General features: G+C 60.2%; 22 protein-coding genes. 12 read left to right on the top strand and 10 right to left on the bottom strand.

Going from position 1 to position 20,782, the window contains the following annotated elements:
- The first annotated feature begins 20 nt into the window (after positions 1 to 20).
- Genes JNM85_11250 through JNM85_11235 form a run of 4 tightly spaced genes read left to right on the top strand, consistent with a single transcriptional unit; the run spans position 21 to position 2,432 of the window.
- Positions 21 to 722 (top strand): ABC transporter ATP-binding protein, encoded by a 702-nt coding sequence (locus JNM85_11250; GenBank protein MBL8088631.1) that lies wholly within the window; start codon positions 21 to 23, stop codon positions 720 to 722.
- A 1-nt stretch (position 723) separates the two neighbouring features.
- Positions 724 to 1,203, top strand: a complete 480-nt coding sequence (rimI, locus tag JNM85_11245; protein MBL8088630.1) for a ribosomal protein S18-alanine N-acetyltransferase — start codon at positions 724 to 726, stop codon at positions 1,201 to 1,203.
- On the top strand, positions 1,200 to 2,207 hold the full coding sequence (gene tsaD, locus JNM85_11240) for a tRNA (adenosine(37)-N6)-threonylcarbamoyltransferase complex transferase subunit TsaD (GenBank protein ID MBL8088629.1): 1,008 nt from the start codon (positions 1,200 to 1,202) through the stop codon (positions 2,205 to 2,207). The genes rimI and tsaD overlap by 4 nt, the downstream gene beginning before the upstream one ends.
- 21 nt (positions 2,208 to 2,228) lie before the next feature.
- Positions 2,229 to 2,432: a hypothetical protein gene (locus JNM85_11235; protein MBL8088628.1), complete on the top strand. Its 204-nt coding sequence runs from the start codon at positions 2,229 to 2,231 to the stop codon at positions 2,430 to 2,432.
- Here JNM85_11235 and JNM85_11230 read toward each other — a convergent pair.
- From JNM85_11230 to JNM85_11205, 6 genes are all read right to left on the bottom strand, one after another.
- Positions 2,429 to 3,322 (bottom strand): tyrosine recombinase, encoded by an 894-nt coding sequence (locus tag JNM85_11230; GenBank protein ID MBL8088627.1) that lies wholly within the window; start codon positions 3,320 to 3,322, stop codon positions 2,429 to 2,431. The genes JNM85_11235 and JNM85_11230 overlap by 4 nt on opposite strands.
- Complete coding sequence (locus JNM85_11225; protein ID MBL8088626.1) at positions 3,301 to 4,974, bottom strand: phospholipid carrier-dependent glycosyltransferase; 1,674 nt, start codon at positions 4,972 to 4,974, stop codon at positions 3,301 to 3,303. The genes JNM85_11230 and JNM85_11225 overlap by 22 nt, the downstream gene beginning before the upstream one ends.
- Positions 4,940 to 5,584, bottom strand: coding sequence for a hypothetical protein (locus JNM85_11220; GenBank protein ID MBL8088625.1), 645 nt, complete (start codon positions 5,582 to 5,584; stop codon positions 4,940 to 4,942). The genes JNM85_11225 and JNM85_11220 overlap by 35 nt, the downstream gene beginning before the upstream one ends.
- On the bottom strand, positions 5,581 to 6,708 hold the full coding sequence (locus JNM85_11215) for an HD domain-containing protein (protein MBL8088624.1): 1,128 nt from the start codon (positions 6,706 to 6,708) through the stop codon (positions 5,581 to 5,583). Before JNM85_11215 ends, JNM85_11220 begins: the two co-directional genes overlap by 4 nt.
- Before the next feature lie 190 nt (positions 6,709 to 6,898).
- Positions 6,899 to 7,984, bottom strand: coding sequence for a hypothetical protein (locus tag JNM85_11210; protein ID MBL8088623.1), 1,086 nt, complete (start codon positions 7,982 to 7,984; stop codon positions 6,899 to 6,901).
- Positions 7,985 to 8,043: 59 nt separating this feature from the next.
- Positions 8,044 to 9,162 (bottom strand): acyl-CoA dehydrogenase family protein, encoded by a 1,119-nt coding sequence (locus JNM85_11205; protein MBL8088622.1) that lies wholly within the window; start codon positions 9,160 to 9,162, stop codon positions 8,044 to 8,046.
- A 177-nt stretch (positions 9,163 to 9,339) separates the two neighbouring features.
- Between JNM85_11205 and JNM85_11200 the strand changes: the two genes are divergently transcribed.
- The gene (locus tag JNM85_11200) at positions 9,340 to 10,290 is read left to right on the top strand and encodes a metalloregulator ArsR/SmtB family transcription factor (protein MBL8088621.1); all 951 of its coding nucleotides are present in this window, start codon (positions 9,340 to 9,342) and stop codon (positions 10,288 to 10,290) included.
- A gap of 12 nt (positions 10,291 to 10,302) precedes the next feature.
- Here the strand turns inward: JNM85_11200 and JNM85_11195 are convergent, their stop codons facing one another.
- Together JNM85_11195 and JNM85_11190 are read right to left on the bottom strand one after the other, a co-directional pair.
- Positions 10,303 to 10,749, bottom strand: a complete 447-nt coding sequence (locus tag JNM85_11195; protein MBL8088620.1) for a hypothetical protein — start codon at positions 10,747 to 10,749, stop codon at positions 10,303 to 10,305.
- Positions 10,746 to 11,708, bottom strand: coding sequence for a hypothetical protein (locus tag JNM85_11190; GenBank protein ID MBL8088619.1), 963 nt, complete (start codon positions 11,706 to 11,708; stop codon positions 10,746 to 10,748). Before JNM85_11190 ends, JNM85_11195 begins: the two co-directional genes overlap by 4 nt.
- A 137-nt stretch (positions 11,709 to 11,845) precedes the next feature.
- Here JNM85_11190 and JNM85_11185 point away from each other — a divergent pair, with 137 nt between their 5' ends.
- The 5 genes from JNM85_11185 to uppS are packed head-to-tail and all read left to right on the top strand — an operon-like array spanning position 11,846 to position 17,416.
- Complete coding sequence (locus JNM85_11185) at positions 11,846 to 13,918, top strand: serine/threonine protein kinase (protein MBL8088618.1); 2,073 nt, start codon at positions 11,846 to 11,848, stop codon at positions 13,916 to 13,918.
- 20 nt (positions 13,919 to 13,938) lie between these two features.
- Entirely contained in the window at positions 13,939 to 15,333 is a 1,395-nt protein-coding gene (locus JNM85_11180) for a Sapep family Mn(2+)-dependent dipeptidase (GenBank protein MBL8088617.1), read from the top strand.
- Between the two features lie 21 nt (positions 15,334 to 15,354).
- The gene (locus tag JNM85_11175) at positions 15,355 to 16,089 is read left to right on the top strand and encodes a UMP kinase (GenBank protein MBL8088616.1); all 735 of its coding nucleotides are present in this window, start codon (positions 15,355 to 15,357) and stop codon (positions 16,087 to 16,089) included.
- Between the two features lie 6 nt (positions 16,090 to 16,095).
- Positions 16,096 to 16,650 (top strand): ribosome recycling factor, encoded by a 555-nt coding sequence (gene frr / locus JNM85_11170; protein MBL8088615.1) that lies wholly within the window; start codon positions 16,096 to 16,098, stop codon positions 16,648 to 16,650.
- A 28-nt stretch (positions 16,651 to 16,678) separates the two neighbouring features.
- Positions 16,679 to 17,416, top strand: a complete 738-nt coding sequence (gene uppS, locus JNM85_11165) for a di-trans,poly-cis-decaprenylcistransferase (GenBank protein MBL8088614.1) — start codon at positions 16,679 to 16,681, stop codon at positions 17,414 to 17,416.
- Here the strand turns inward: uppS and JNM85_11160 are convergent.
- Entirely contained in the window at positions 17,409 to 18,260 is an 852-nt protein-coding gene (locus JNM85_11160; protein ID MBL8088613.1) for an HDOD domain-containing protein, read from the bottom strand. The two genes, uppS and JNM85_11160, sit on opposite strands and share 8 nt — an antisense overlap.
- Before the next feature lie 60 nt (positions 18,261 to 18,320).
- Positions 18,321 to 19,172, bottom strand: a complete 852-nt coding sequence (locus JNM85_11155; protein MBL8088612.1) for an HDOD domain-containing protein — start codon at positions 19,170 to 19,172, stop codon at positions 18,321 to 18,323.
- Between the two features lie 122 nt (positions 19,173 to 19,294).
- On the opposite strand from JNM85_11155, the gene JNM85_11150 reads away from it, so the two are divergent.
- Complete coding sequence (locus JNM85_11150) at positions 19,295 to 20,368, top strand: J domain-containing protein (protein ID MBL8088611.1); 1,074 nt, start codon at positions 19,295 to 19,297, stop codon at positions 20,366 to 20,368.
- Positions 20,365 to 20,769, top strand: a complete 405-nt coding sequence (locus JNM85_11145) for a helix-turn-helix transcriptional regulator (protein ID MBL8088610.1) — start codon at positions 20,365 to 20,367, stop codon at positions 20,767 to 20,769. The genes JNM85_11150 and JNM85_11145 overlap by 4 nt, the downstream gene beginning before the upstream one ends.
- The last annotated feature ends 13 nt before the right edge of the window (positions 20,770 to 20,782 follow it).

Genomic DNA, 20,782 nt, shown 5'->3' with positions numbered 1-20,782 from the left:
GTACCCTCTGACGCGACATCATGCTGACCGTCCGGGATCTGAACGTCTATTACGGAGCCATCCACGCGCTGAAGAGTGTCAATCTCGACGTCAATGCGGGCGAGATCGTCAGCATCATTGGATCCAACGGCGCGGGTAAGAGCACGCTCCTCCGATCGATCAGCGGCATGATTCGTGCGCGGTCAGGTTCGATCCAATTCATGGATCAGCCCCTGATTGGCGAGGACGCGGACGCGATCGTCAAGCGCGGCATCGGTCACTCTCCCGAGGGTCGGCGCATCTTCACCAACATGACGGTTCTCGAAAACCTCCAGCTTGGCGCGTTCATCCGCACCGATGATGAGACCGAGAAGGATATGGACGCAGTCATGGTTCGCTTTCCCCGCATCCGCGAACGGCTCCGCCAGAGCGCGGGCACCCTGAGCGGTGGCGAACAGCAAATGCTTGCCATTGGCAGAGCGCTCATGTCGCGCCCCAAGATGCTCTTGCTGGACGAACCCAGTCTTGGACTCGCTCCGAACCTCGTCGCGGAGATCTTCCGCATCGTTTTGGACATCAACAAAGAGGGCACCACAGTATTGCTCGTCGAGCAGAACGCCCACCGCGCCTTGGAGATCGCCCACCGCGCCTACGTGCTTGAGACGGGATCGGTGGTCCTCAGCGACACTGGCAAGGCTTTGCTTACGAATCCGAAGGTCAAAGAGGCGTATCTGGGCGGCTGAGATGAAGCCTGATCTCAAGACGATACGGTTTACGCGGCTTCTGACCGAGCACATTCCCGCGATCTTGGAAATCGAGCAGCGCGTGAATGGGGCAGCGTGGTCCGAGCAATCGTTCAAGAATGAACTCGATCAGGCTGCCTCGTCGTTCTTGGTCGCGCTGCTCGATGGCAAGCTCGTAGCCTACGGCGGTTGCTGGCACGTCGTCGACGAAGCTCATGTCACCACCATCGCGGTTGACCCTAACCATCGCCGGCTTGGCATTGGCGAACGGCTGATGGTGGCACTGTTGGAGACTGCGTGCGATGCCGGAATGACCTGCTCGACCCTCGAAGTACGGGCCAGCAACACGGCCGCCATCGCGATGTACGAAAAACTGGGGTTCCGCCAGGCAGCCGTGCGCAAGGGTTACTATCCCGACAACCGGGAGAATGCGATTGTCATGTGGCTCCATGGTCTAGGCCATTGGGAGACGCCCAGTTGATTTCAACCTACCCTGGTGTTGTCCTCGGCATCGAATCGAGCTGCGACGAAACCTCTCTTGCGCTCCTGGAAGGCACCCGGGTACGTGGGTTGCACATTGCGAGTCAGGTGGACATGCACGCCAAGTGGGGCGGGGTCGTACCCGAAGCGGCCGCGCGCGCTCACGTGGAAGCGCTGCTGCCGGGACTGGCCGAGTGCCTAGAGCAAGCCAAGCTTTCACTGGCAGAAGTCAGAGCCATTGCGGTGACCAATCGCCCAGGTTTGATAGGAGCTCTCTCCGTCGGAGTCTCGGCTGCCAAGGCTCTCTCGTTTGGCCTCGCAGTGCCTCTCATCGGCATACACCACCTCGAAGGACACATTCTCAGCCCCTACCTGACTTCCCCCGACTTCCCGTTCCCCCACCTCTGCCTCATCGCCAGCGGAGGTCATACCGAGCTTGTTCGGGTGAACGCGCCGGGCAAGCAGACGCTACTCGGTCAAACGCTGGATGATGCCGCGGGCGAAGCGTTCGACAAGTGCGCTCGTTTGCTCGGACTGGGCTATCCCGGGGGGCGCGCCGTCGAAGAGTGCGCACGCCAGGGCGATCCGAGGCGGTACCGACTTCCCCGGGGTGTCCCCAACCAGCCGTTCAACTTCAGCTTTAGTGGGCTCAAAACAGCGGTGATGCGCACGGTACAGACCGAAGGCGACCGGCTCAACCCGGCCGATCTTGCTGCCTCGCTGCAAGCGGCCGTGGTTGACGCACTCGTGACCAAAGCGGTCCGCGCCTGTGAGCAGGAATCGTTGAGCGCGCTCACGCTCGTCGGCGGGGTCGCTGCGAATACACCTCTACGGGAGACTCTACGCCGCGAAGCCGAGCGCGCCGGGGTCGTGTTCGCGACTCCGGAGCCGATCTACTGCACCGACAACGCCGCCATGATCGCACTTGCGGGATCCGTCAGATTGGCTGGCGGCGAGGTCAGCGATTTCACCCTCGATGTTTTTCCTAATGCTGACCTACCCTGACTGGATCGCGTAGAGTGCACTATGGTCGATCCGTGCCCGGTCAAGATGTGTCTGTGCGCCGGAATCAGTTTCAAGGCCCTCAAGGCGGAAAAGATTGAGAGCGTGGATGACGCCCGCGAGCGATTCGGCTGTGCCCAAGGGTGCGGCATGTGCGAGGTGTACATCGAGATGATGCTCGAATCGGGCAAGACGGAATTCCCAATTCTCCGCGCGCATCAGTTTTAAGGTCGAGGGTGAGCCTTGGCGTATTTGCGCCGGACCTCGTCCATATCAAGTTGCGTGTAGATCTGCGTCGTCGAGATCGACTCGTGCCCGAGCAACTCTTGCACGGCGCGCAGATCGGCTCCGCCTTTCAACAGGTGCACCGCGTAGGTATGACGTAGGTCATGCGGCGAAACCGGGGGAAGTCCCGCCCGCACGCTGAGCCGCTCAAGATTAGCAAATGCGGTTGTGCGGCGCATTTGCAACCCACGATCGCTAAGCAGTACCTCCTCGCGGGGCTTTTTCACGAGACGCGGACGGGCATCGCGCAGGTACCGCTCGATCCACTCCAGCGTCTCCCCTGGGATCGGAATCAGCCGCGTCTTGTTTCGCTTACCGTGAACTCTTAGGGTCACGCTTTCGCGGTCAATTGCGCTGATCGGAAGCGTCACGGCTTCCGATATTCGCAGCCCCGCGCCGTACAGGAGTTCGAGTAGAGCTCGATCGCGCAAACCGCTCGGGGTCGAAAGATCGGCGGACTCCAAGAGTCGGTTGCAGTCGTCCACGCTGAGTGCTTTGGGCACCGGTCGACGGTTTTTCCGCTGGCCAGTCTCGGGCATCTCGATGGCGATCCCGCGACGTCGCTGGAGGTACTTTAGCAGCGAGCGGAGCGCGCTCAGGCGGCGGGCGGCCGTGGTTGGGGCGAGCGGCGCACCGAGCGACCGCTCGAACTGCAAGATCCTCGCTGCATCCAAATCGGCCCACCGCTCCAGACCCGCCGTCTCGAACAGTTGCGCAGCGATGGTCAGGTCGTTGCGGTACGCGAGGATGGTGTTCTCGCTCACCCCCCTCTCGTGGCGAAACTCGTCCAGAAACTCCTCGATGACGAGGTTTAGGTCTTCGTTCGCTTCCAAATCCGCACCGTGGGATGGGTGTACTCCATGTCGTGCACCGACGGCTTCGCCGGGCCAAACACTCGGTAAGGCGTGTACTGCTCGGCGAGCCGCTTCATGAACCGCTCGGCCCGATTCCACTCGGCCTCAGGACTCTTATCAATGCCAGCGTTCCAAATCCGCTCGACGTCCTCCAGCTCGAAACTGCTGATCACGATGAAATCGGGGGCGACTTCATCGATGAGTTCGGGGGCCCAAGGCTTGCGGGCGTCAAGCCCGTCGGGAGGGATGTACTGCACAACCTTGGGATTGTTCGTTTGGCTTTGAAACTCCAATCGACTCGCGAAGGGGATCGGCCTTGGTGCGGCGGAGGTTGGCCACAAAGTCGGCGTGTAGAACCAGGCATCCGAAACGATCCCCACGGTCTTCCCTACTCCTTCCTTGCGCAAGAGACCTGCTGCTGCGTCTCGCGGGTCCTCGCCCTGCATCCACACCGTCTCGGCCGCCGCACCTGCAAGTCCCCCAGAACCGAACCCCGCCAGAGCGAGGAAGCTGAGCGGGACCAAGGTGACTCGGAGCTTCCCACCCGCGACATGGGCATGATGCACGAGCCAACCGAGCCCTATGCTCAGCAGCGGAATGAGCGGAAAGACATACCGCATGAACTTGACTTCGGCTCGGCCGATGAGGATGTAGTAAGCGAGTCCGAAGAGCACGAGCGCTAGCGCCCCCGGTACTCGCTTGATGCACATCCAGATCAGTCCGGCCCCGCCCATGAGTACCGCGATCCCGCCCAATCCCATCAGAAGGTTGGTGAAGTGCATCTCGAAGCCGCTCGGGGTGGCCATGAAGACGAGACCGTGGCCGGTGCTGGTGTGGGCCATCTCGTACTTGAAGTCCACCTTGAACTTCGAAAAGTTGAGGATCAACCCGGGAGTGCCGATGAAGAAGCCCGCCATGCACGTCGCCAGCGCCGTTCCGAGGGTCTTCCACCGGACCGTTGGAGCGAGCGTCCAAGCCATGAGCCCCAGCGCCAGCAGCCCCAATATTCCGGTGTACTTGGTCCCCGCGCTGAGCCCAACGAGCAGCCCAGCCCACACTGCCGTTCGGTTCGGAGACGGGTCGATGCCGTCGATTGGATAGCACCATCTGAGCGCATAGACGAGTCCGGCCATGAGCAAAAAGACGGCGAGCATATCCACCGTTTGGAACCGGGAATGGACAACCAGGGCCGGAGAAAACGCAATACTGAGGCCTCCAACAGCGGCACCGATGGCACCCACACCCATGCGTCGCAGTGCCACCACCACCAGCCAGGCCAGACCTGCGCCGGCGAGTGCGCTGATCACGCGCCCGGCTAGGTGTGCGTTGCGGTCGGTCGCGTCCGGTGCGGCGTATGCAGCAACCACCTTGCTCGCGAAGTTCAGCGTCGTGAGATAAAGCGTTCCATAATTGTAGAAGCCAGGATCCAGCTTCCCTTCGGCGAGGTTGATCTGCCGCGCGTACGCGAGGATGATCGGTTCATCAGGATGCAGGCTGAACTGCTTGGTGGCGTCAGGCAACCCCCACTGGATTCCCATCAAGCGGATGAGTAGCGCGACAGCAAAGACCGCCGGCCCGATCCACCGCAGCCACTGGCTAACTGAGGGCGAGGTCTCGGGCTGTTCCGACATAGTGCTCGGATAGTACCGCTTGCAACGCTCGCACCACGGCAGGGTCGTAAAGCTGCCCCTGTTGGCTTGCGATGTGATCTCGGGCGAAGACACTCCCTGCCGCGCGCTCTTGCATCAGGTAGCCCGTGACGACGTTCAAAATCCGGCTCTGCACCGGCGCATCCTTCATCTGCCGGTACGGGGTGTGGTGATGTCGGACGATCGGCGCAAGGTAACTCAGATTCGGAACCAGGTCTAGCAGGCTTGCCCCGACCTCTGCGTGCCGCTCGAAAGACGCCGTCTCGGAGTCGGACCACTGCGCCGGGTTCTTTTCGTTGATCAGGACGTACGGCACCGAGCACAAGCCTAGATCGCGCAACGCTGCCGACCACTCCAGCGCCTGCAAGTCGCGCTTGGACAGCTTCATCTCTGCCCCCAAAGCCAGCGCAAGCTCGGTGACCTGGGTGGTCATGTCGACGTACTGCGGGAACCGCAGTTCCAATGCGCGATTGAGGGCAGCGAACGACGATCGGTACCGTTCGTCCAGTTCGCGAGGAAGGCCAATTCGGATGTACCAACCCAAACCAAGGACGCTCAGCACGCACAGCCCCAACACGACGCTGACGATCATGCTTCACCTCCCAACAGCACATCTCGAAACGCAATCACGACACGGCGATCGAACTGGGTGCCCGCGCAACGATCTAGCTCAGCAAGGGCGCCTTGCAGGTCCATCGGGTCGCGGTAGCTACGCTTCTCACCGGGCATGCCCCCACCAACCATGGCGTCAAACGCGTCCGTCACAGCGATGATTTTGCTTTCAATGGGGATCTCTGCATCGGGCAATCGCTGGGGATAACCTCCGCCGTCCGGACGTTCGTGGTGGCTACGGATCCACGGCACCAACGGGAGGAAATGATCGCATTCCCCGAGAATCAGCGCTCCATACTCAGCGTGCTTCTTGACATGCTCAAACTCCTCCTCTGTGAGCTTGCCGGGCTTCTCTAAGACTTGCTCGTCGATCGCAATCTTTCCGATGTCGTGGAGGATCGCCGCCTCGCGGACTTGATGTGCGCGCCGCGCTGAGAGACCCAGTTTGAGCGCGACTTTCTCGGCGAGTGAAGCGACGCGCTCCAGGTGCCCGTGGGAGTACGGATGCGCACGCTGCAGCATGAGCATTAGCGCGATGACGGTCTCAAAGGTGTGATCGATGCTGCGCGCTTTCAGGTCCATAGCGGCCCGAAGCATCAGGACCGGAATAAGCATGAACGGCAGGAGGAAGTTCGCTCCCGTCTCGATCGCCGCCGCCACGCCGAGTCCCAAAAGTAAAAGCAGCCCGACCGCTGCGACCATCGAAACCGCGTCGCGAGTCACCAGTCCACGGACGTCCCGCCACGACTCGCCCTGCGCTACCGCCACCAGCAAAATGTTGGTCAATGAGTAGATTGCGCCAAAAACCGTCACTTCGCTCATGATCGAGCCTCCAGCCCCGCCCGAAGCCGCCACCTGAACAAGGCCCGCCACGCCAGCGCTCGTCGCGCTCACGAGCGCGTTCAAGAAGAACTGACTGGTGTGGATCCGATGGCGCTGGACTAACCAGAATCCGATGGCGGCGATGCTGAAGGCCAGAAAGTCGATCGCAATTGCAGTGAGCGGACCCGCCGTGGCCGACAGAGCCGCGAGAAATGGAAGGGTCACGGTGATGCGCAGGTTCCAGCGGCTGAGGTGAATCGGGATGAGCTCCGACGCAATCATGCACCCTGCTAGAAATGCTAGTAGAAGCGGTGAGACGACCCCGCCCGACGGTGTTAGCCATAAAGCCACGATGCTCGCACTGGCGGCAAATCCTATCGCCAAGTGTAGATAGAGTGTTCGTCGGGCACGCATAGAAAAGGGGAGTGACCCGCCCGTAAAGACGGTATCGCTCCCCAATTCGCCGCGCAAATTACTTGCGCTTGGGCTTGGAAGCTGGTTTCGATGGCTTGGCAGCAGGAATCGCGGTTGCCGAGACGAAGTCAAGGGTGGTGTCGCCCTTCAGCCGACCTTCAGCCGACGCCTGACCCGGTGTCAAGGTCGACCACATGGCCCACTCACCCTCAGAGCGAGCGCGGGTCTTTATCGGTGAGAGAGTCACTGGGTCCAAGTAGAAGTCCACATTGGCATTCAATTTTAACGGGACCTTAGTAATGGGGATCTCGTCGCCATTGCTGAACTGGCCCTTGAAGAAGCCAGCGATGTCCGAATTCACTTTGAGTTCCGCCGTGACCCACTGGTACGACTTCCCTTCGAATGTGGTCATGCCCCTGTAGGTGTAGTTGTAGTCCAGCCTCTGCATGGCGGCCTTCTTTGACCCTCGCAGCGGTTGCGGAGAATAACCCACGGTCTTCTTCCAAGTCTCCCCGACGGAGACGGGGTCAAACGGGAAGCTCGGCGCGAGATCGAGGGAACTGTCGAAGCTGCCGGTGAACGACGCCAGACGATAGATTTCCGAAATGTACGGTGCAAAGTAGACGATCAACTCCGGCTGAACTGCGGACGCTGCCGACGTGGACCGAATCCACTCGCTACTCTCGGGTGTTGATTCCTCTGGCTTCTTTTTAGGCTCCGGCTTCTTGGGGGTCTCGTCCACCATCCCGAGCACTTCGTTCACGGGCGAAACCGTCATTCGCAGGATCCAATCCAGCTTGACGTTCACCCGCCTTTCATCGCTGAGCGCGGTCTCACCCACGACTGCCGTGATCGTCGGTCGGCGGTAGAGGACCGTCGCGATCCCATCGGGCTTGCGCTGCAGCACATCGATCATGAACGTGTACTCGGTACCCGAGACCTCAGGCATGAACGTGTCCATCGAGTAGTCGCGTTCCTCGCTGAACAGCTTGCTCACGAGCTTGTAAGTCAGCCGCTTACCCTGGGGATACACCCGCTCAAGCGTGACCTTCTCGGCCGGCTTGGGAGCGACCTCAGGTCCGGCGACCGGCGGCGCGGTCTGCGACAAAATGGCGGTGGTGAGAATGATGGATGCAATCGACATGGTGCGGTGTGTTCCCTATAAGTCCTATGATGTTGAACGGCGCAAAAGTTCCGGTGACTCTACTTCAAGACGGTCTTGCTGATGACCAGACGCTGGATTTCGCTGCACCCTTCACCGATCTCGGTGAGCTTGGCATCTCGCCACAGCTTCTCGACCAGAAACATCTGCGTCATGCCTCGGCCACCGTGAATTTGGATTGCGCGGTTGGTGATGCGATTCGCCGCTTCGCTCGCGAAGAGCTTGGCGATCGAGGAGATCTTCACGACGTTCTCACCACGATCAAACATCATCGCGCCCTTGTGAAGAAGCAGACGTGCGGCCTCAAGGTCCACTTCGCCGTCCGCCAGCATGTTCTGCACGCTCTGCATATCGCAAAGCCGTCGGTTGAACTGCTCGCGCTGCTTGGAGTATTCGATCGCCAGTTCCTGAGCCTTCTCGGCGATCCCCACAGCCATGGCGGCGATGCCCAAACGACCACGATAAAGCAGCGAAATCGCCTGCTCGAACGAACAGGGCGTGTGCCATGCGACGGCGTCCTTGAGCGAAAAACGTACAGTGTTCGAAGCGCTGACGCCAACCGTGTGGATCCGTTCTTCGAGCGTGAAGCCTGGTTGATCGGTCTCCATGAGGAAGGCCGAAAGTTCAGTCTCGCTGGTGCGCGCGACCATGACGATCAGATTGGCGTTGCCACCGTTCGTGATGAACATCTTCTGACCGTTCAAGTGGTAGAAGCCAGGCCGATCGGCGATCGGATTCGCGACCGTCCGAACTCGCCGGGCATCACTGCCTGCGTCGGGCTCGGTCAATCCCCACGCGAGCTTGATGTCGCCCTTGACGATCCCGGGCAAATACTTGTCTTGCTGCTCCTTTGTCCCGAAGGTCGCGATGTGGCCGACGCAAAGGGCATTGATCGCGGCGATATTCATCGACAGCGCGGGGTCGCCTTTGGCGAGTTCCCGGCACGCTTCCACGTAAGCGGCGCACGAGAGCCCCATGCCGCCTTTCTCTTTCTCCAGCGTCATGCTCAGAAGACCGAGCGCGCCCAGTCGATTCCAAATGGCCGGGTCAAAGCCTGCATTCTTTTCCCATTCGCGCGTGACGGGCAAGACCTCTTCGGCAACAAAGTTTCGGACCCGACCAATAAATGAGGCCTCTTCTGGGCAAAGTTCAAACAGCATCGTTCGATAGTTCTCCTAGTGAATCTCCGCTATTGTACTACCTGGCTCACATGCCCGCGGCTGAACACCGGTACGCACGAATATGAATATTCTTGCGGGAAGTCTGAAATATCACCGTATACTCTCCCGTAGATGCTGTTATCACTGTCGAGTGATACATCCTGAGGACTGCATCGAGTGAAAGACCTTATTCGAGAGATTGCCGAACCTTCCAAGCGCGTGCTGCTCGCGGAGTTGCACAACGGCCCCCGCAATGTCTCGGAGCTCGTTTCGACGACGGGGCTTAAACAGCCAAATATCAGCAATCACCTGGCAAAAATGCGAGCCAAGGGGTTCGTCCGCGCGACCAAGCTCGGTCGCCAGGTTTATTACTCACTCGCCAGCGGCGACATCGCCAATTCGCTCCAGATTCTCCTCAGCCGCGAAGCAGAGCTCGCCGAAGAGCCGTTTCCGCTGCACGAGGTCGCGGTTGAGTTTGCCAAGCTCGCAGTCCACGGCAACGAAGAGCGCTGTTCCGCTCTCATCCACCGCCTGAATCGCCAGGGGGTTGACCTCAGCCGTATCTACAGCGAGGTTCTGGCCACAAGCATGCAACACGTCGGGCGATGGTATGAAGTTCAGGCCGTCGATGTTGCCGAGGAGCACCTTGCCAGCGCGATCACCGAGCGGATGATGACCCAGCTGATGCAGTTCGCCAGCCCGCTTCGCGATGGTGCGCGTGTGGCCGTCCTGGGTTGTGTCCCAGAAAACCAGCACGCAATCGGAATCCGAATGCTCAGCGACATGCTGCGCATGCACGGGTGGCGAACCATCTACTTGGGAGCTAACGTGCCGGCCGAGTCTTTCATCAGCGCAAGCCGTGAACACAAACCCGATGTGATCATGATCTCCTGCGCCAGGATTGATGGCTTCCCGCACTGCCAAGACCTCATTCAAAAGCTTCGCGCTTCGGACATCCAGAAGCGGTTCCTGATCGGTCTCGGCGGACGGGCGGTGAACGAGAATCCAGATCTGTTCCGCGAACTGAACCCGCACTTCATGGCCCAATCGCTGGCCGAGTTTCTGGAAGAGGTTCTCCCGAACCTCGCCCTGCCCTCACCGGTAGGCAGCGCGACAACCGACGACTGAACTAGCTGCGACTCACTTCGCGTTGGCCGATTCCAAGGACTTCAGAAGATTCTCCCACATCGTCTTGGCCGCCCCGGTGGCCGTCTTCAACTTCTCTTCCACCGTGGCTTTGACCTGAGCAGCTGATTCCGGGCTCTGCTTTGCGAGCGCGGCAAGAACTGGAGCGGCGGTGGCCTGGACCTTCTCGTCTGCAGACGCGACCGAAGAGTGAACAAACGCCCAGCCATCTTGCGCCGTTGCCTGCGCCGAGGAAAGCTGCGCCGCCAAACGGTCGCCTTCACTCTTCCAGCGCCCCACGTCGGCTTGGAACTGCTTGACCTTCTCGGTCATGGCTCCCGCTTCCTCTTTGGCCTGCTCAATCTTGTGTTGAGCGTCGGCCAGCGGCTTCGTATCCACCGCGACCTCGCCGCAACCGGCGAGCGCCAGGCACGACGTGCAAAGTGTGATCCAAAATTTCATCGGGTACCTCCAAAGAGCTGTTGCAGAAGCTTGAGCGACCAAGTCCGCAAATACGCGGTCGTGGATTGGAGCGCAGGCTTCACGGCAACTTGCGCCCCTTCATAAGCTCCGCGTGCTCGGTCCCACCAAGTCACTTCTCCCGATCGGTCTGGCACCTCCTCGGTGCCTTTGGCCGCAGGTTTCGAAAGCTGGACATCCAGAGTCGTGGTGAGCTTTCGAGAGAACTTGGTTCCTGTCTTCAGAACTGTCCCGGCGCTCGAGGCTACCGCAGTGACCTTGACTGCGCGGAAAACCCCCAGCTTGGGGTCGAACGTCGCCTTGCCGGATCCTTCCACTCGGGTCGTTACTTCGTTGACGGCTTCCGCCTTGTCTTTTACACTCTGGAGCGAGTCGTCTTCGAGGACCGTGTAAGTCTGACCCACGCTGATGACGATCACGACCTTGTCCGCGGTTGCGGACTCGACCGTACACTTGTAGGTTACGTCACTGCCCCCGAAGTCCCGAGAATACGTCCACGATTCTCCAACCTTCTTTGACTCGGGAGAGAACTCCACCGGGATGTACGTCAACTCGGGGAACCGCTTGACGTCGAGTCCGGGAAGTTTGATGGGAACGTTGACGTTGGGCGCGTCGGTTGTCAGTGTCTTGCCCAGCGGCGAAGTCGTGATGGTCGTTTTGGGAAAGTAGCCCTGCACCGACTCCACGCCGAGCGGGAGGGGCGCGTCATTGAACTTGATTTCCGCGGCGCTGATTTCGCTCTGTACCTTGAACTCTTCTGCCTTGTCGGACTTCAGGACCGTCACTGGCACCGTCATCGCCACCTCCACCTTGCCTTCGTTCCCGCCGAAAATGGGGAGGAAGCCATCGAACTGCACCGCCATCTTGTATTCCAAGGGGACGGTCGGCGAGAACCCGTAGGCAAACGGGCTCAGCGCGGCGGCTAAGAGCAGGCTCGTCATAGTCTCTCTGATTTTACGTCTCTCGCCCCGGAGCGTTGCGCACTTTCCCGTGCGCGGGGCGTCAAGATGAAAGAATGCGCGGCCCCGAGCCCTTGCCAGGAGGAACCTTACTGAACTCGCGCTACGAGGTCGTGCGAGTGTTGGGACAAGGCAGCTTTGGCATTACTTACCTGGCGCGGGACACCGCACGTGGCGACTCTTGCGCAATCAAAGAGATGGCCCCTACCGCCTGCCAGCGGCAACCCGATGGGCAACTTGATTTCTCGGGCGTTGGCTCGACCGCCGCCCAGCGCCTCCGGCAGCAGTTCCTTCGCGAAGCGAAGACCGTGCGCAGCCTCAACATCCGAGGCGTCCCCCGAGTGCGCGACGCATTCAATGAAAACGGCACGGCCTACTTTGTTTCGGACTACATCGAAGGGGTTCGAAGCTTGGCCGCGCTGCTGACCTCCAACCACCAGTTCCGAGCTGATGCGGTCGAGGAGTTTGGTCGAAAGGCGTGTGCGATTCTCAGTCCGCTGCACGCGTTATCGGTGCTCCACCGCGATATCAAGCCGTCGAACCTGCTGCTGACCCCCGCGGGCGAAGTGGTCCTCATTGACTTCGGCGCAGCCCGCGAATTTCATGCGGGCGAGACGCAAGATCGGACCGTGTTCTTTACGCCCAACTACGCTCCGCTCGAACAACTGAGCGAGCGAGGGCGACACGGACCGGCAACTGACCTGTACGGGCTCTGCGCGACCCTGTATCACATGCTGTTGGGAGTTGCGCCGCCCGCGGCAACAGAACGAGTGAACGGCACGCCGCTCGACGAAGACGGGCTGGAGACTGTCGATGCACCCAACCGGCTCATCCAAGCCATCCGCTCAGGCCTCGCAGTCAAGTTCGACCAGCGGCCGGGCACGGTCGCCGAGTGGCTGGATCTACTCGGAGGCGCGAGTTTCGACGATGACGCACTGAGCCTGGAAGAGCTCGACCGACGCGCCATGCTTCTCCGATCACTCCGGCCCGGCAAGCGAGCGTGTCCAGCCTGCCCCGGCGTCCTGGAGCAACCCAAACCGCTAAAGGTTGGCCAGTGCTTCGTGTGCCGGCGCGGGACTGTCCGAGTTCGGAAGATCTATCAGCGCTTGTGCCCCAGTTGCAAGACGGGATACCTCAGGACGCTGCGTTTCGAGGGTGAGCCGCCCTACTGCCCTGCATGCCAAGGCGGCCCTCTGCGGCGCACAGGACTCCTAAAGAAACGCTGGACGTGCGACACGTGTGCGGTCGCGTGGATTCAGACCCGCGATGGGATTGTGAAAGACGGGCACGACGCCGTCGCACCCTGGTCCGAGTGGGTGATCGCGGCAGGACGGTCGGCTGTCCTGGAGCGATGCGATTCTTGTAGCGGCCAGTTCGATCATCTGCCGGACGGACGTTGGAGACAGTGCGCGCCCAAAGTGACCCGCGATGGCTTCCACGAGCTCTATCCGGACGAATGGGCCATGGTCGCCAGCGGGTATGAACCCGGCCAGGGGAATGCAGAGTGCGACCAATGCGGCGCGGACTACTTCGTCGAGACGGGGGCAACGACGCTGCTCACCGCCCACGAAGACCCCTACCATATCGGCCAGATGTACCAAAGCGTGAAGCTCGACCCAGAGTCGATGCGTTGGGTGGGCGTCGGCAAAACGAGCGGAAACGCCGGCCTAGTCTGCTCGCTGTGCCCCACGGAGTTCGACTTTGAGGGGGATGTGCTCGCGTTGGTGCGGTCGAATCACGAGCGTCTGCGGAGACATGTTGACGCCGAGTTTGCGCTCGAAGACTGGCATCGTATTGCTCATGGCTTGCCTCTGGTCGGGAACGAAGCAGAGCTCGACGAAGCGATGCGGGATCGTGCCCGGGCCGAATATCGGTCGGGCCTGCTTCAGATTTCCTCTCGCGAGGACGAGGCCCTCTGGCGAGGACCGGCCGTTTGGGAGAACCGCACAGGGACCCTACTCGTCGGTACAACCCGACTGAGCCTCGGAGGGACCCTCCGTAAGCGGAGGATCGAACTTGCCGAGTTGCTGTCCATCGGGGCCAAGGGCGACCTCCTCTCATTCGAGGAGCGGGACGGCACCGTCTGGGATGTGACCCTGACCCCGATCGAGCTAACCGTCCGGTTGCAGTCGGGATCGCTCAGCATCGAGCTGCGGGCAACCGATCTTGCCGCCCGCATTCGCGCGCGCTGACCTTTCGGTATTCTTCGGGCATGACCGATCCGGTGGTAACCAAACTACATGCATGGCTCAAGGAACACGAGTCTGAGCTCCTCGCTGACTACCAGACAATGCTCCGGTTTCCTAGCATCGAAGGGCCCGCTGAGCCCAATGCTCCGTTTGGCCGAGCTAACCGTGACGCACTCGATTTCGCGCTCGCCAAAGCCAACGAGTGGGGGATGAAGACGACGGACCTTGAAGGCTTCTGCGGATTCGCGGAGTTCGGGTCCGGTGAGCGCATGGTCGGAGTCTTTGGTCACCTGGATGTGGTCCCAGTAGGCCCCGGATGGAAGTTTGAGCCCTTCGATGCGACGATCCACGAGGGCTACGTGTACGCGCGCGGTGCGACCGACGACAAGGGGCCTACAATGGCCGCGTTCTATGCCGCTCGTGCGCTGCAAGTTTCTTTCCCCGAGATCGGTTCACGCATCCGGATCGTCTTCGGTTGCGACGAGGAGAGCGGTTTCGAGTGCATCCACCGCTACACCCGCACCGAGGAGTCTCCGACGTTCGGCATCGCTCCAGATGCGGGTTGGCCCCTGATCCATGCCGAAAAGGGGATCACGAGCCTTGTTGTCCGCGTTCCGAAGATTCGCGGAGACATGGAGCTCCTTGAGCTCACCGGGGGTCAGCGTCCGAACATCGTGATCGACTCGGGCACCGCGAAGGTACGGGTTTCTGCGGGTGCGCGAGCGCACGTCGAAGCGAAAATCGCCGACGGCTGGGACCGCAACATTGCGACCCGCTGGGACGGTGACGTACTCTCCATCGATGCCGTTGGCAAGGCTGCGCACGGTTCGTGGCCGTTCGGCGGTGACAATGCGATCATTCGAATTCTGCGGTTCCTCATGGACATCGCCCCGCTGAGCGTGCAAGAGGCCTTTGTGGAGATGTTCGAGCTCACCTATTTGGGTGGCGAAGGCCTCGGCATTGATGGCCGCGACGACATCAGCTACCTGACCTGTAATCTCGGCGTGGTCACGACCGAGGAGACGGCCATCGACATGCTCTTTAACATCCGATACCCGGTCACTTGGAAGGGCGAAGACCTCTTCGCAAAGACTCGGACCCATTTGGCGACGCTCGCGCTGGGTGCGGAACTGGTCAGCACCACTGACAGCACGCCTTTGTACTTCCCACTTGATCATCCACTCGTCAAGACGGTTTGTGAGGTTTACGTTGAGGAGACCGGCGACACCTCGCGCAAGCCTGGTGTCATGGGTGGAGGGACTTATGCCCGAGCCGTCCCGAACGCGGTGGCCATCGGAACCGGTTGGCTGGGAGACGGTGAGGCGCACCAGACCGACGAGCGCTGCGCCGTGGAATCGCTGTTCAAAATGAGTCGAATCTACGCCCACATCCTGTACCGCCTCGCGACTCTGCCCTAAGTTAAGATACACTTGCCAGCGATGAGCACTCCTACCAGCGAACCCCGCTATCGACGAGTTCTATTGAAGATCAGTGGGGAGGCGCTGGCAGGGGCTGGCGAAACCGGCATCGACCCGGCAACCCTGAATGACGTGGCTGCCGAAATCGTCAGTGCCCACAACCTCGGGGTCCAGACCGCCGTCGTCGTGGGAGGTGGCAACATCATCCGCGGTGGCATCTTCAGCGAGAAGGGTCAGATCGACCGGACATCTGCCGACCAAATGGGGATGATGGGCACCGTGATCAACGCTTTGGCCCTCCAATCTGCGATTGAGCGACTCGGAGTAGCCGTGCGTGTACAGAGCGCGATCGCGGTCAACCAGGTCGCGGAGTCGTTCATCAAGCGCAGGGCGGTACGCCACCTGGAAAAGGGGCGGGTCGTTGTCTTTGCCGCTGGAACGGGGAACCCGTTCTTCAGTACGGATACGGCGTCCGCCCTCCGGGCCCTGGAGATCGGGGCGGACGTGCTGATCAAGGCCACCAAGGTCGATGGAATCTATGACAAGGATCCGCGCAAGCATGACGATGCCGTGCGATATTCGACGGTTGGATACACCGAAGTACTTGCTAAACGACTTGCCGTCATGGATCAGACCGCCTTCACGCTGTGCCGCGAGAACTCGATGCCCATCATCGTGTTAGACTTGAATCAAGAAGGATCGATCCGCCAGGCGCTTATGGGCGAACCGGTGGGTACCCTCGTAGACGGAGAGTAAATAGCCATGGAAGAATTTTTCAGCGACGCCGAGCGGCGAATGAAGCACGCAATTGAGGTCATGGTACATGACTTTTCGACCATTCGCACGGGACGCGCGAGCCCGCTCGTGCTTGAGCGAGTCCACGTGGAGTACTACGGTACCGAGACGCCAATCAACCAGATCGCGAGCGTCTCTACGCCCGATCCGCGGCAGTTGTTGATTTCGCCGTACGAGAAGAACATGATTCCGGTTATCGAGAAGGCGATCCTCAAGAGCGATTTGGGCATCACTCCGACGTCGGACAGCGCTGGCATCCGATTGAACTTTCCGCAGATGACCGAAGAGCGCCGCAAGGAATTGGTAAAGCAGGTGAACGCCCGCGCGGAACAGGCCATCATTGCCATCCGCAACGTGCGTCGTGATGCGAACGAGCACGCGAAGAAGCAGCAGAAGGACCAGCATCTGAGCGAGGACGACTTGAAGAGCTTCGAGACGAAAATCCAGAAGCTCACAGATAAGATGGTCGAAGAAGCTCACGGCGCACAAAAGAAAAAAGAAGCCGAGTTGATGGAAGTCTAAGTAAAGACACCTTATGGCGACGACGGTGATGAATTCGATCCAGCAGCAGGCCGTTCAGATTGGGATCAACCTGGAAGCACTCCCTGCGCACGTGGCGGTGATCATGGACGGGAACGGTCGCTGGGCAAACTCACGCGGGATGGGACGACTCATCGGCCACCGCGAAGGATACAAGACGCTGCGTGGCGTGCTGCTGGATGCCAGCGAACTCGGGATCAAGTACCTCACCGTTTACGCCTTCTCGGCCGAGAACTGGCGTCGCCCTGAGGAGGAGGTGCGCGGCTTGATGCAACTCATCGAGCAAGCCGCACGCAACGAACTCCGCGTGATGCACCGAAACAATGTCCGCGTCCGGGTGGCGGGCCGCATCGACGAGGTCCCTGCGACGCTCCGGGAAGCCCTCGTGAACGGAATGGAGACGACGGCGCAGAACACCGGAATCACGTTTACACTAGCCATCAATTACGGCGGGCGTGCAGAAATCGTGGACGCGGTTCGAGATATCGTCGCATCCGGTGTAGAACCGGAGACAGTCACCGAAGAGCTTATCGCTGCGCACCTGTACAATCCAGACATCCCCGAACCGGACCTAATGATTCGGACCGCGGGTGAGATGCGGTGGAGCAACTTCCTGCTTTGGCAGGCGGCCTACTCGGAGCTGTGTGTGACTCCTGTGCCGTGGCCAGAGTTTGGTGCGGAACAGCTCCTTCAAGCCGTCGCTGAGTACCAGAAGCGAACCCGGAAGTTCGGGGGCCTCGTCACCTGATCCCGAATTCCTGCTCCGCGCGCATGACCTCTTCGACCACCTTCGCCGAGATGGCGTCCATGTCCTCTTGGCTGAGGTTGACCGTTAGCTGCGCGACGACATCCAGCTCCGGTGGAAGGATCGTGAGGCCAATGTTGAACCCCACATTGTAGGCGAGCACGTCCGCGAGCGTGATGATGCACGTCGATTCAAATTCCTCTCCGTCAAGCCCTGGATTGTGGTGGAACTGCATCGCGTTTCCGACGACCCGCGGGAGCTTCCACATCTCGGCGAGCTTTTTGCCTGCATCGCAGTGATCCCAACCCAAAACACGGCGCTCGGCTTCGGCAAGTGAGCACTGATCGCGCTTGGCGAGGATAAGGGCGGCTCGGCAGTGCGCGAAGGCGAAGCGCTCGATCACGAGCATTCCCAGGTCGTGCATGAGTCCAGCGACAAAGAGCTCATCGGGCTTGCCAATCTTCGACTGTCGACTGATCTCGCGAGCCGCTACTGCAACCGCATAGCTGTGGCGCCAGTATTCAAGCTTCTCGTAGGCGCTCTCGCCCGACTCCTCGAAGACGGACTGCTGGAACGAGATTCCTAGGACAATCCGCTTGATTTCCGCCGAGCCCAGCAGCTGAATGGCACGAGCGATACTTTGAACGTCTTGCCCACCGTACTGGGCCGTCTGGACGACTTTCAGAACCTTGGCCGTGATGGCAGGATCAGCCTCCATCAGCCGTTCAAGACTCCCGGCGGAATACGATCCTGAGTCAATTTGCTTCAGGATCGACATTGCCACGTGCGGAATGCTCGGCAAGTTCTCTGTCCGAGCAAGTCGCAGCTCTAAGCTTTCAACGTTCACCGGTGTATAAATCGGTCCGCCAGGCGACAATTCTTACCTGGTGAATACAGTTATTGCGATCTACGCCGCATGATTCAGATACTTACCAGTTACGCATTGGGTGGCCAGTTTCATGAGTTCCATCGACTCTTCTTCGGAAAGACCAACAATGTCCGCCGCCAACTCATCGACGACCCCGCTCAGCCAAGGAGCATGGTGGTGAATTCCCGCCTTCAGGGCCAGAGCGTCGGCAATGGAAACGATGCTGGTCTCAATCAGAAACTCTTGCTCTATCGCCGGAAGACCGGCCGACCGTATCGCAGAGACAGTACGACGGCTCATGCCTCGCTCCTCCGCCACAACTGCGCTGATGGCATAGTGATCCCAACCCCATTCGTCCCGCTCGATGGCGTCAAGCGCGAGACCGGTCTCCTCAGACTTGGCGGAGATAATGTCCAACATGTGAGGTCGGTAACGTTCAAGGAGAAGGAGCCCCGCATCATGGAACAGGCCCGCCGCGTACAGCTCGTCCGGGTCCGCATCGCCACGGGTCGTGGCCATTTGTCGTGCGATCAATGCCACCGCATATGAATGCTTCGAATAGTGCACGGTTCGGCGCTCGACACGCTCATCCGCTGACTCGAACGCCTGTCGGAACGCCTCCAGTTGGAAGATGGTCCGTCGAACGCCTTCAAGCCCCATGTGTTCGACTGCCTTGCGCACAGTGATCGGAGGTGCCGGTCGTCCGGGCGAAGTCAAGACGACCCGCAGGAGCTTCGAAGCCAAGCTGACGTCCTGCTCAAACAGGGTTACAAACTGCTCGAGGGTTGCCTTTCGGTTATAGCAAAGCTCGACTCCCCAACGACACACGTCTTCGTGAATGGGTAGATTCTCGCTGCGCTTCGCCAGCAACTCGATTCTCGACAACTCCATGCGCTTCCAGGCCCTACCCAGATGGTCGGTAAGTGATGGCAAGTTGCATAGGTCAAAAGTGCCTGCGAACCATCTGCCCGACTTGAGTGTTATATACTCATGTAGTTGAGCTTAAGAACATCATGAAACCCGACCTTTACGCCACCTTGGGACTGTCACGCGGAGCGGACGACAAGGCCATAAAAACGGCCTACCGCAAACTCGCTCGTAAGTATCATCCCGACCTCAACCCCAATGACAAGGCGGCAGAGGCGAAGTTCAAGCAGGTCAGTGAAGCCTACGAAGTGCTGAGCGACCCGAAGAAGCGCGAGCTCTACGACCGATACGGCTCCGACTGGGATCGGGTCAAACAGGCCCAAGACCAAGGAGCCCCAACCGACTTCGGGTTTGGGGGAGCGGGCGGGTTCGGAGGCGACTTCGGCAGCATCTTTGAGCAGTTTTTCGGCGGTGGCGGCGCGGCGCATTCTCCGCGTCCACGTAGCGTCGAGCCCCAAGACGTCCAGCAGTCGATTGAACTCACCTTGGAAGAGATAGATTCCGGCACCAAACGTACGCTGGTCTTCCAAGTGAACGATGCGTGCAAGAGTTGTGACGGCACAGGCTACGTCCGGCTGAGGTCACCGAGAACCTGCGGAGCATGCCGGGGCACGGGGCATGTTTCGGGGGTCTTCGGCATGAGCCAAGCATGCCCAGAATGCGATGGCACCGGGAACAGTACCCTGGAGCGCTGCCCGACTTGCCGAGGTACTCAAACCCTGCCAACCACGCGTCGGGTCGAGGTCTCGATTCCTGCGGGCATGCAAAGCGGTAAGAAGCTCCGCGTGAAGGGCCGAGGTTCGGCGGGGGCGAACGGCCGGACGGGCGACCTGTATGTCAGCGTGATCGAACTCCCCCACTCCACGTTTCATCGAAAGGGCGAGGAGCTAGAGACGGAAGTTTCCGTTCCCTTTGCCCGCGCAGCGCTCGGCGGCGAGATACGCGTTCCAACCCTGAGCGGAACGGTGAGCATGCAGGTACCCGAATGCACCCAGAACGGCCAGACTTTTCGCTTGCAGGGCAAGGGGATCACGCAGTTGGGTGACAAAGGCCGCGGCAATCTGCTGGTCCGAGTGAAGATTTCCGTGCCAAAGACCATATCAGCCGAAGAGCGTGCGATCATCGAGAAGCTCGCCGCCGCCCAGGAGGTGACCGCATGAACCGCGACCGCCAGCAGCCGGTGTACATGATCGGGGTCGCGGCCCAGCTCTGCGGTGTGCACCCGCAGACTTTACGGCAGTACGAGCGGCTCGGGCTGGTCGTCCCCGCGCGAGTCGGGGCGAAGAACCGGCTCTTCAGCGAGCAAGACATCCATCGGGTCCGGCGCATCCAGCGGCTGACACAGGAAATGGGAGTCAACCTCGCGGGCGTGGAAATCATTCTCAAACTCCTCGACGACGTTGAGGAAATGCGTTCGGACATGGAGTCGCAAATGGACGATTTTCGCCGAACGGCAGAAGAGAGAATCGCGAACCTGCTTCAGAACAGCAACTTGCCGATCCGCCGCGACGAGCAACTCTTACCAACGCCCCACCTGCAGTGGCGAAAGCCGGACATTTAACGTAGAATTGGGC

The organism is Chthonomonas sp., assembly GCA_016788115.1.
Taxonomy (GTDB): Bacteria; Armatimonadota; Fimbriimonadia; order Fimbriimonadales; family Fimbriimonadaceae; genus UBA2391.
The sequence above is the reverse complement of the archived record's forward strand: the minus strand, read 5'-3'. Positions and strand labels throughout refer to the sequence as shown.

Coding starts and splice junctions, on each gene's coding strand:
- JNM85_11250 (MBL8088631.1), top strand. CDS start 21: ATGCTGACCGTCCGGGATCTGAACGTCTATTACGGAGCCATCCACGCG.
- rimI (MBL8088630.1), top strand. CDS start 724: ATGAAGCCTGATCTCAAGACGATACGGTTTACGCGGCTTCTGACCGAG.
- JNM85_11235 (MBL8088628.1), top strand. CDS start 2,229: ATGGTCGATCCGTGCCCGGTCAAGATGTGTCTGTGCGCCGGAATCAGT.
- JNM85_11225 (MBL8088626.1), bottom strand. CDS start 4,974: ATGTCGGAACAGCCCGAGACCTCGCCCTCAGTTAGCCAGTGGCTGCGG.
- JNM85_11220 (MBL8088625.1), bottom strand. CDS start 5,584: ATGATCGTCAGCGTCGTGTTGGGGCTGTGCGTGCTGAGCGTCCTTGGT.
- JNM85_11215 (MBL8088624.1), bottom strand. CDS start 6,708: ATGATTGCGTCGGAGCTCATCCCGATTCACCTCAGCCGCTGGAACCTG.
- JNM85_11210 (MBL8088623.1), bottom strand. CDS start 7,984: ATGTCGATTGCATCCATCATTCTCACCACCGCCATTTTGTCGCAGACC.
- JNM85_11205 (MBL8088622.1), bottom strand. CDS start 9,162: ATGCTGTTTGAACTTTGCCCAGAAGAGGCCTCATTTATTGGTCGGGTC.
- JNM85_11195 (MBL8088620.1), bottom strand. CDS start 10,749: ATGAAATTTTGGATCACACTTTGCACGTCGTGCCTGGCGCTCGCCGGT.
- JNM85_11190 (MBL8088619.1), bottom strand. CDS start 11,708: ATGACGAGCCTGCTCTTAGCCGCCGCGCTGAGCCCGTTTGCCTACGGG.
- JNM85_11180 (MBL8088617.1), top strand. CDS start 13,939: ATGACCGATCCGGTGGTAACCAAACTACATGCATGGCTCAAGGAACAC.
- JNM85_11175 (MBL8088616.1), top strand. CDS start 15,355: ATGAGCACTCCTACCAGCGAACCCCGCTATCGACGAGTTCTATTGAAG.
- frr (MBL8088615.1), top strand. CDS start 16,096: ATGGAAGAATTTTTCAGCGACGCCGAGCGGCGAATGAAGCACGCAATT.
- uppS (MBL8088614.1), top strand. CDS start 16,679: ATGAATTCGATCCAGCAGCAGGCCGTTCAGATTGGGATCAACCTGGAA.
- JNM85_11155 (MBL8088612.1), bottom strand. CDS start 19,172: ATGGAGTTGTCGAGAATCGAGTTGCTGGCGAAGCGCAGCGAGAATCTA.
- JNM85_11150 (MBL8088611.1), top strand. CDS start 19,295: ATGAAACCCGACCTTTACGCCACCTTGGGACTGTCACGCGGAGCGGAC.
- JNM85_11145 (MBL8088610.1), top strand. CDS start 20,365: ATGAACCGCGACCGCCAGCAGCCGGTGTACATGATCGGGGTCGCGGCC.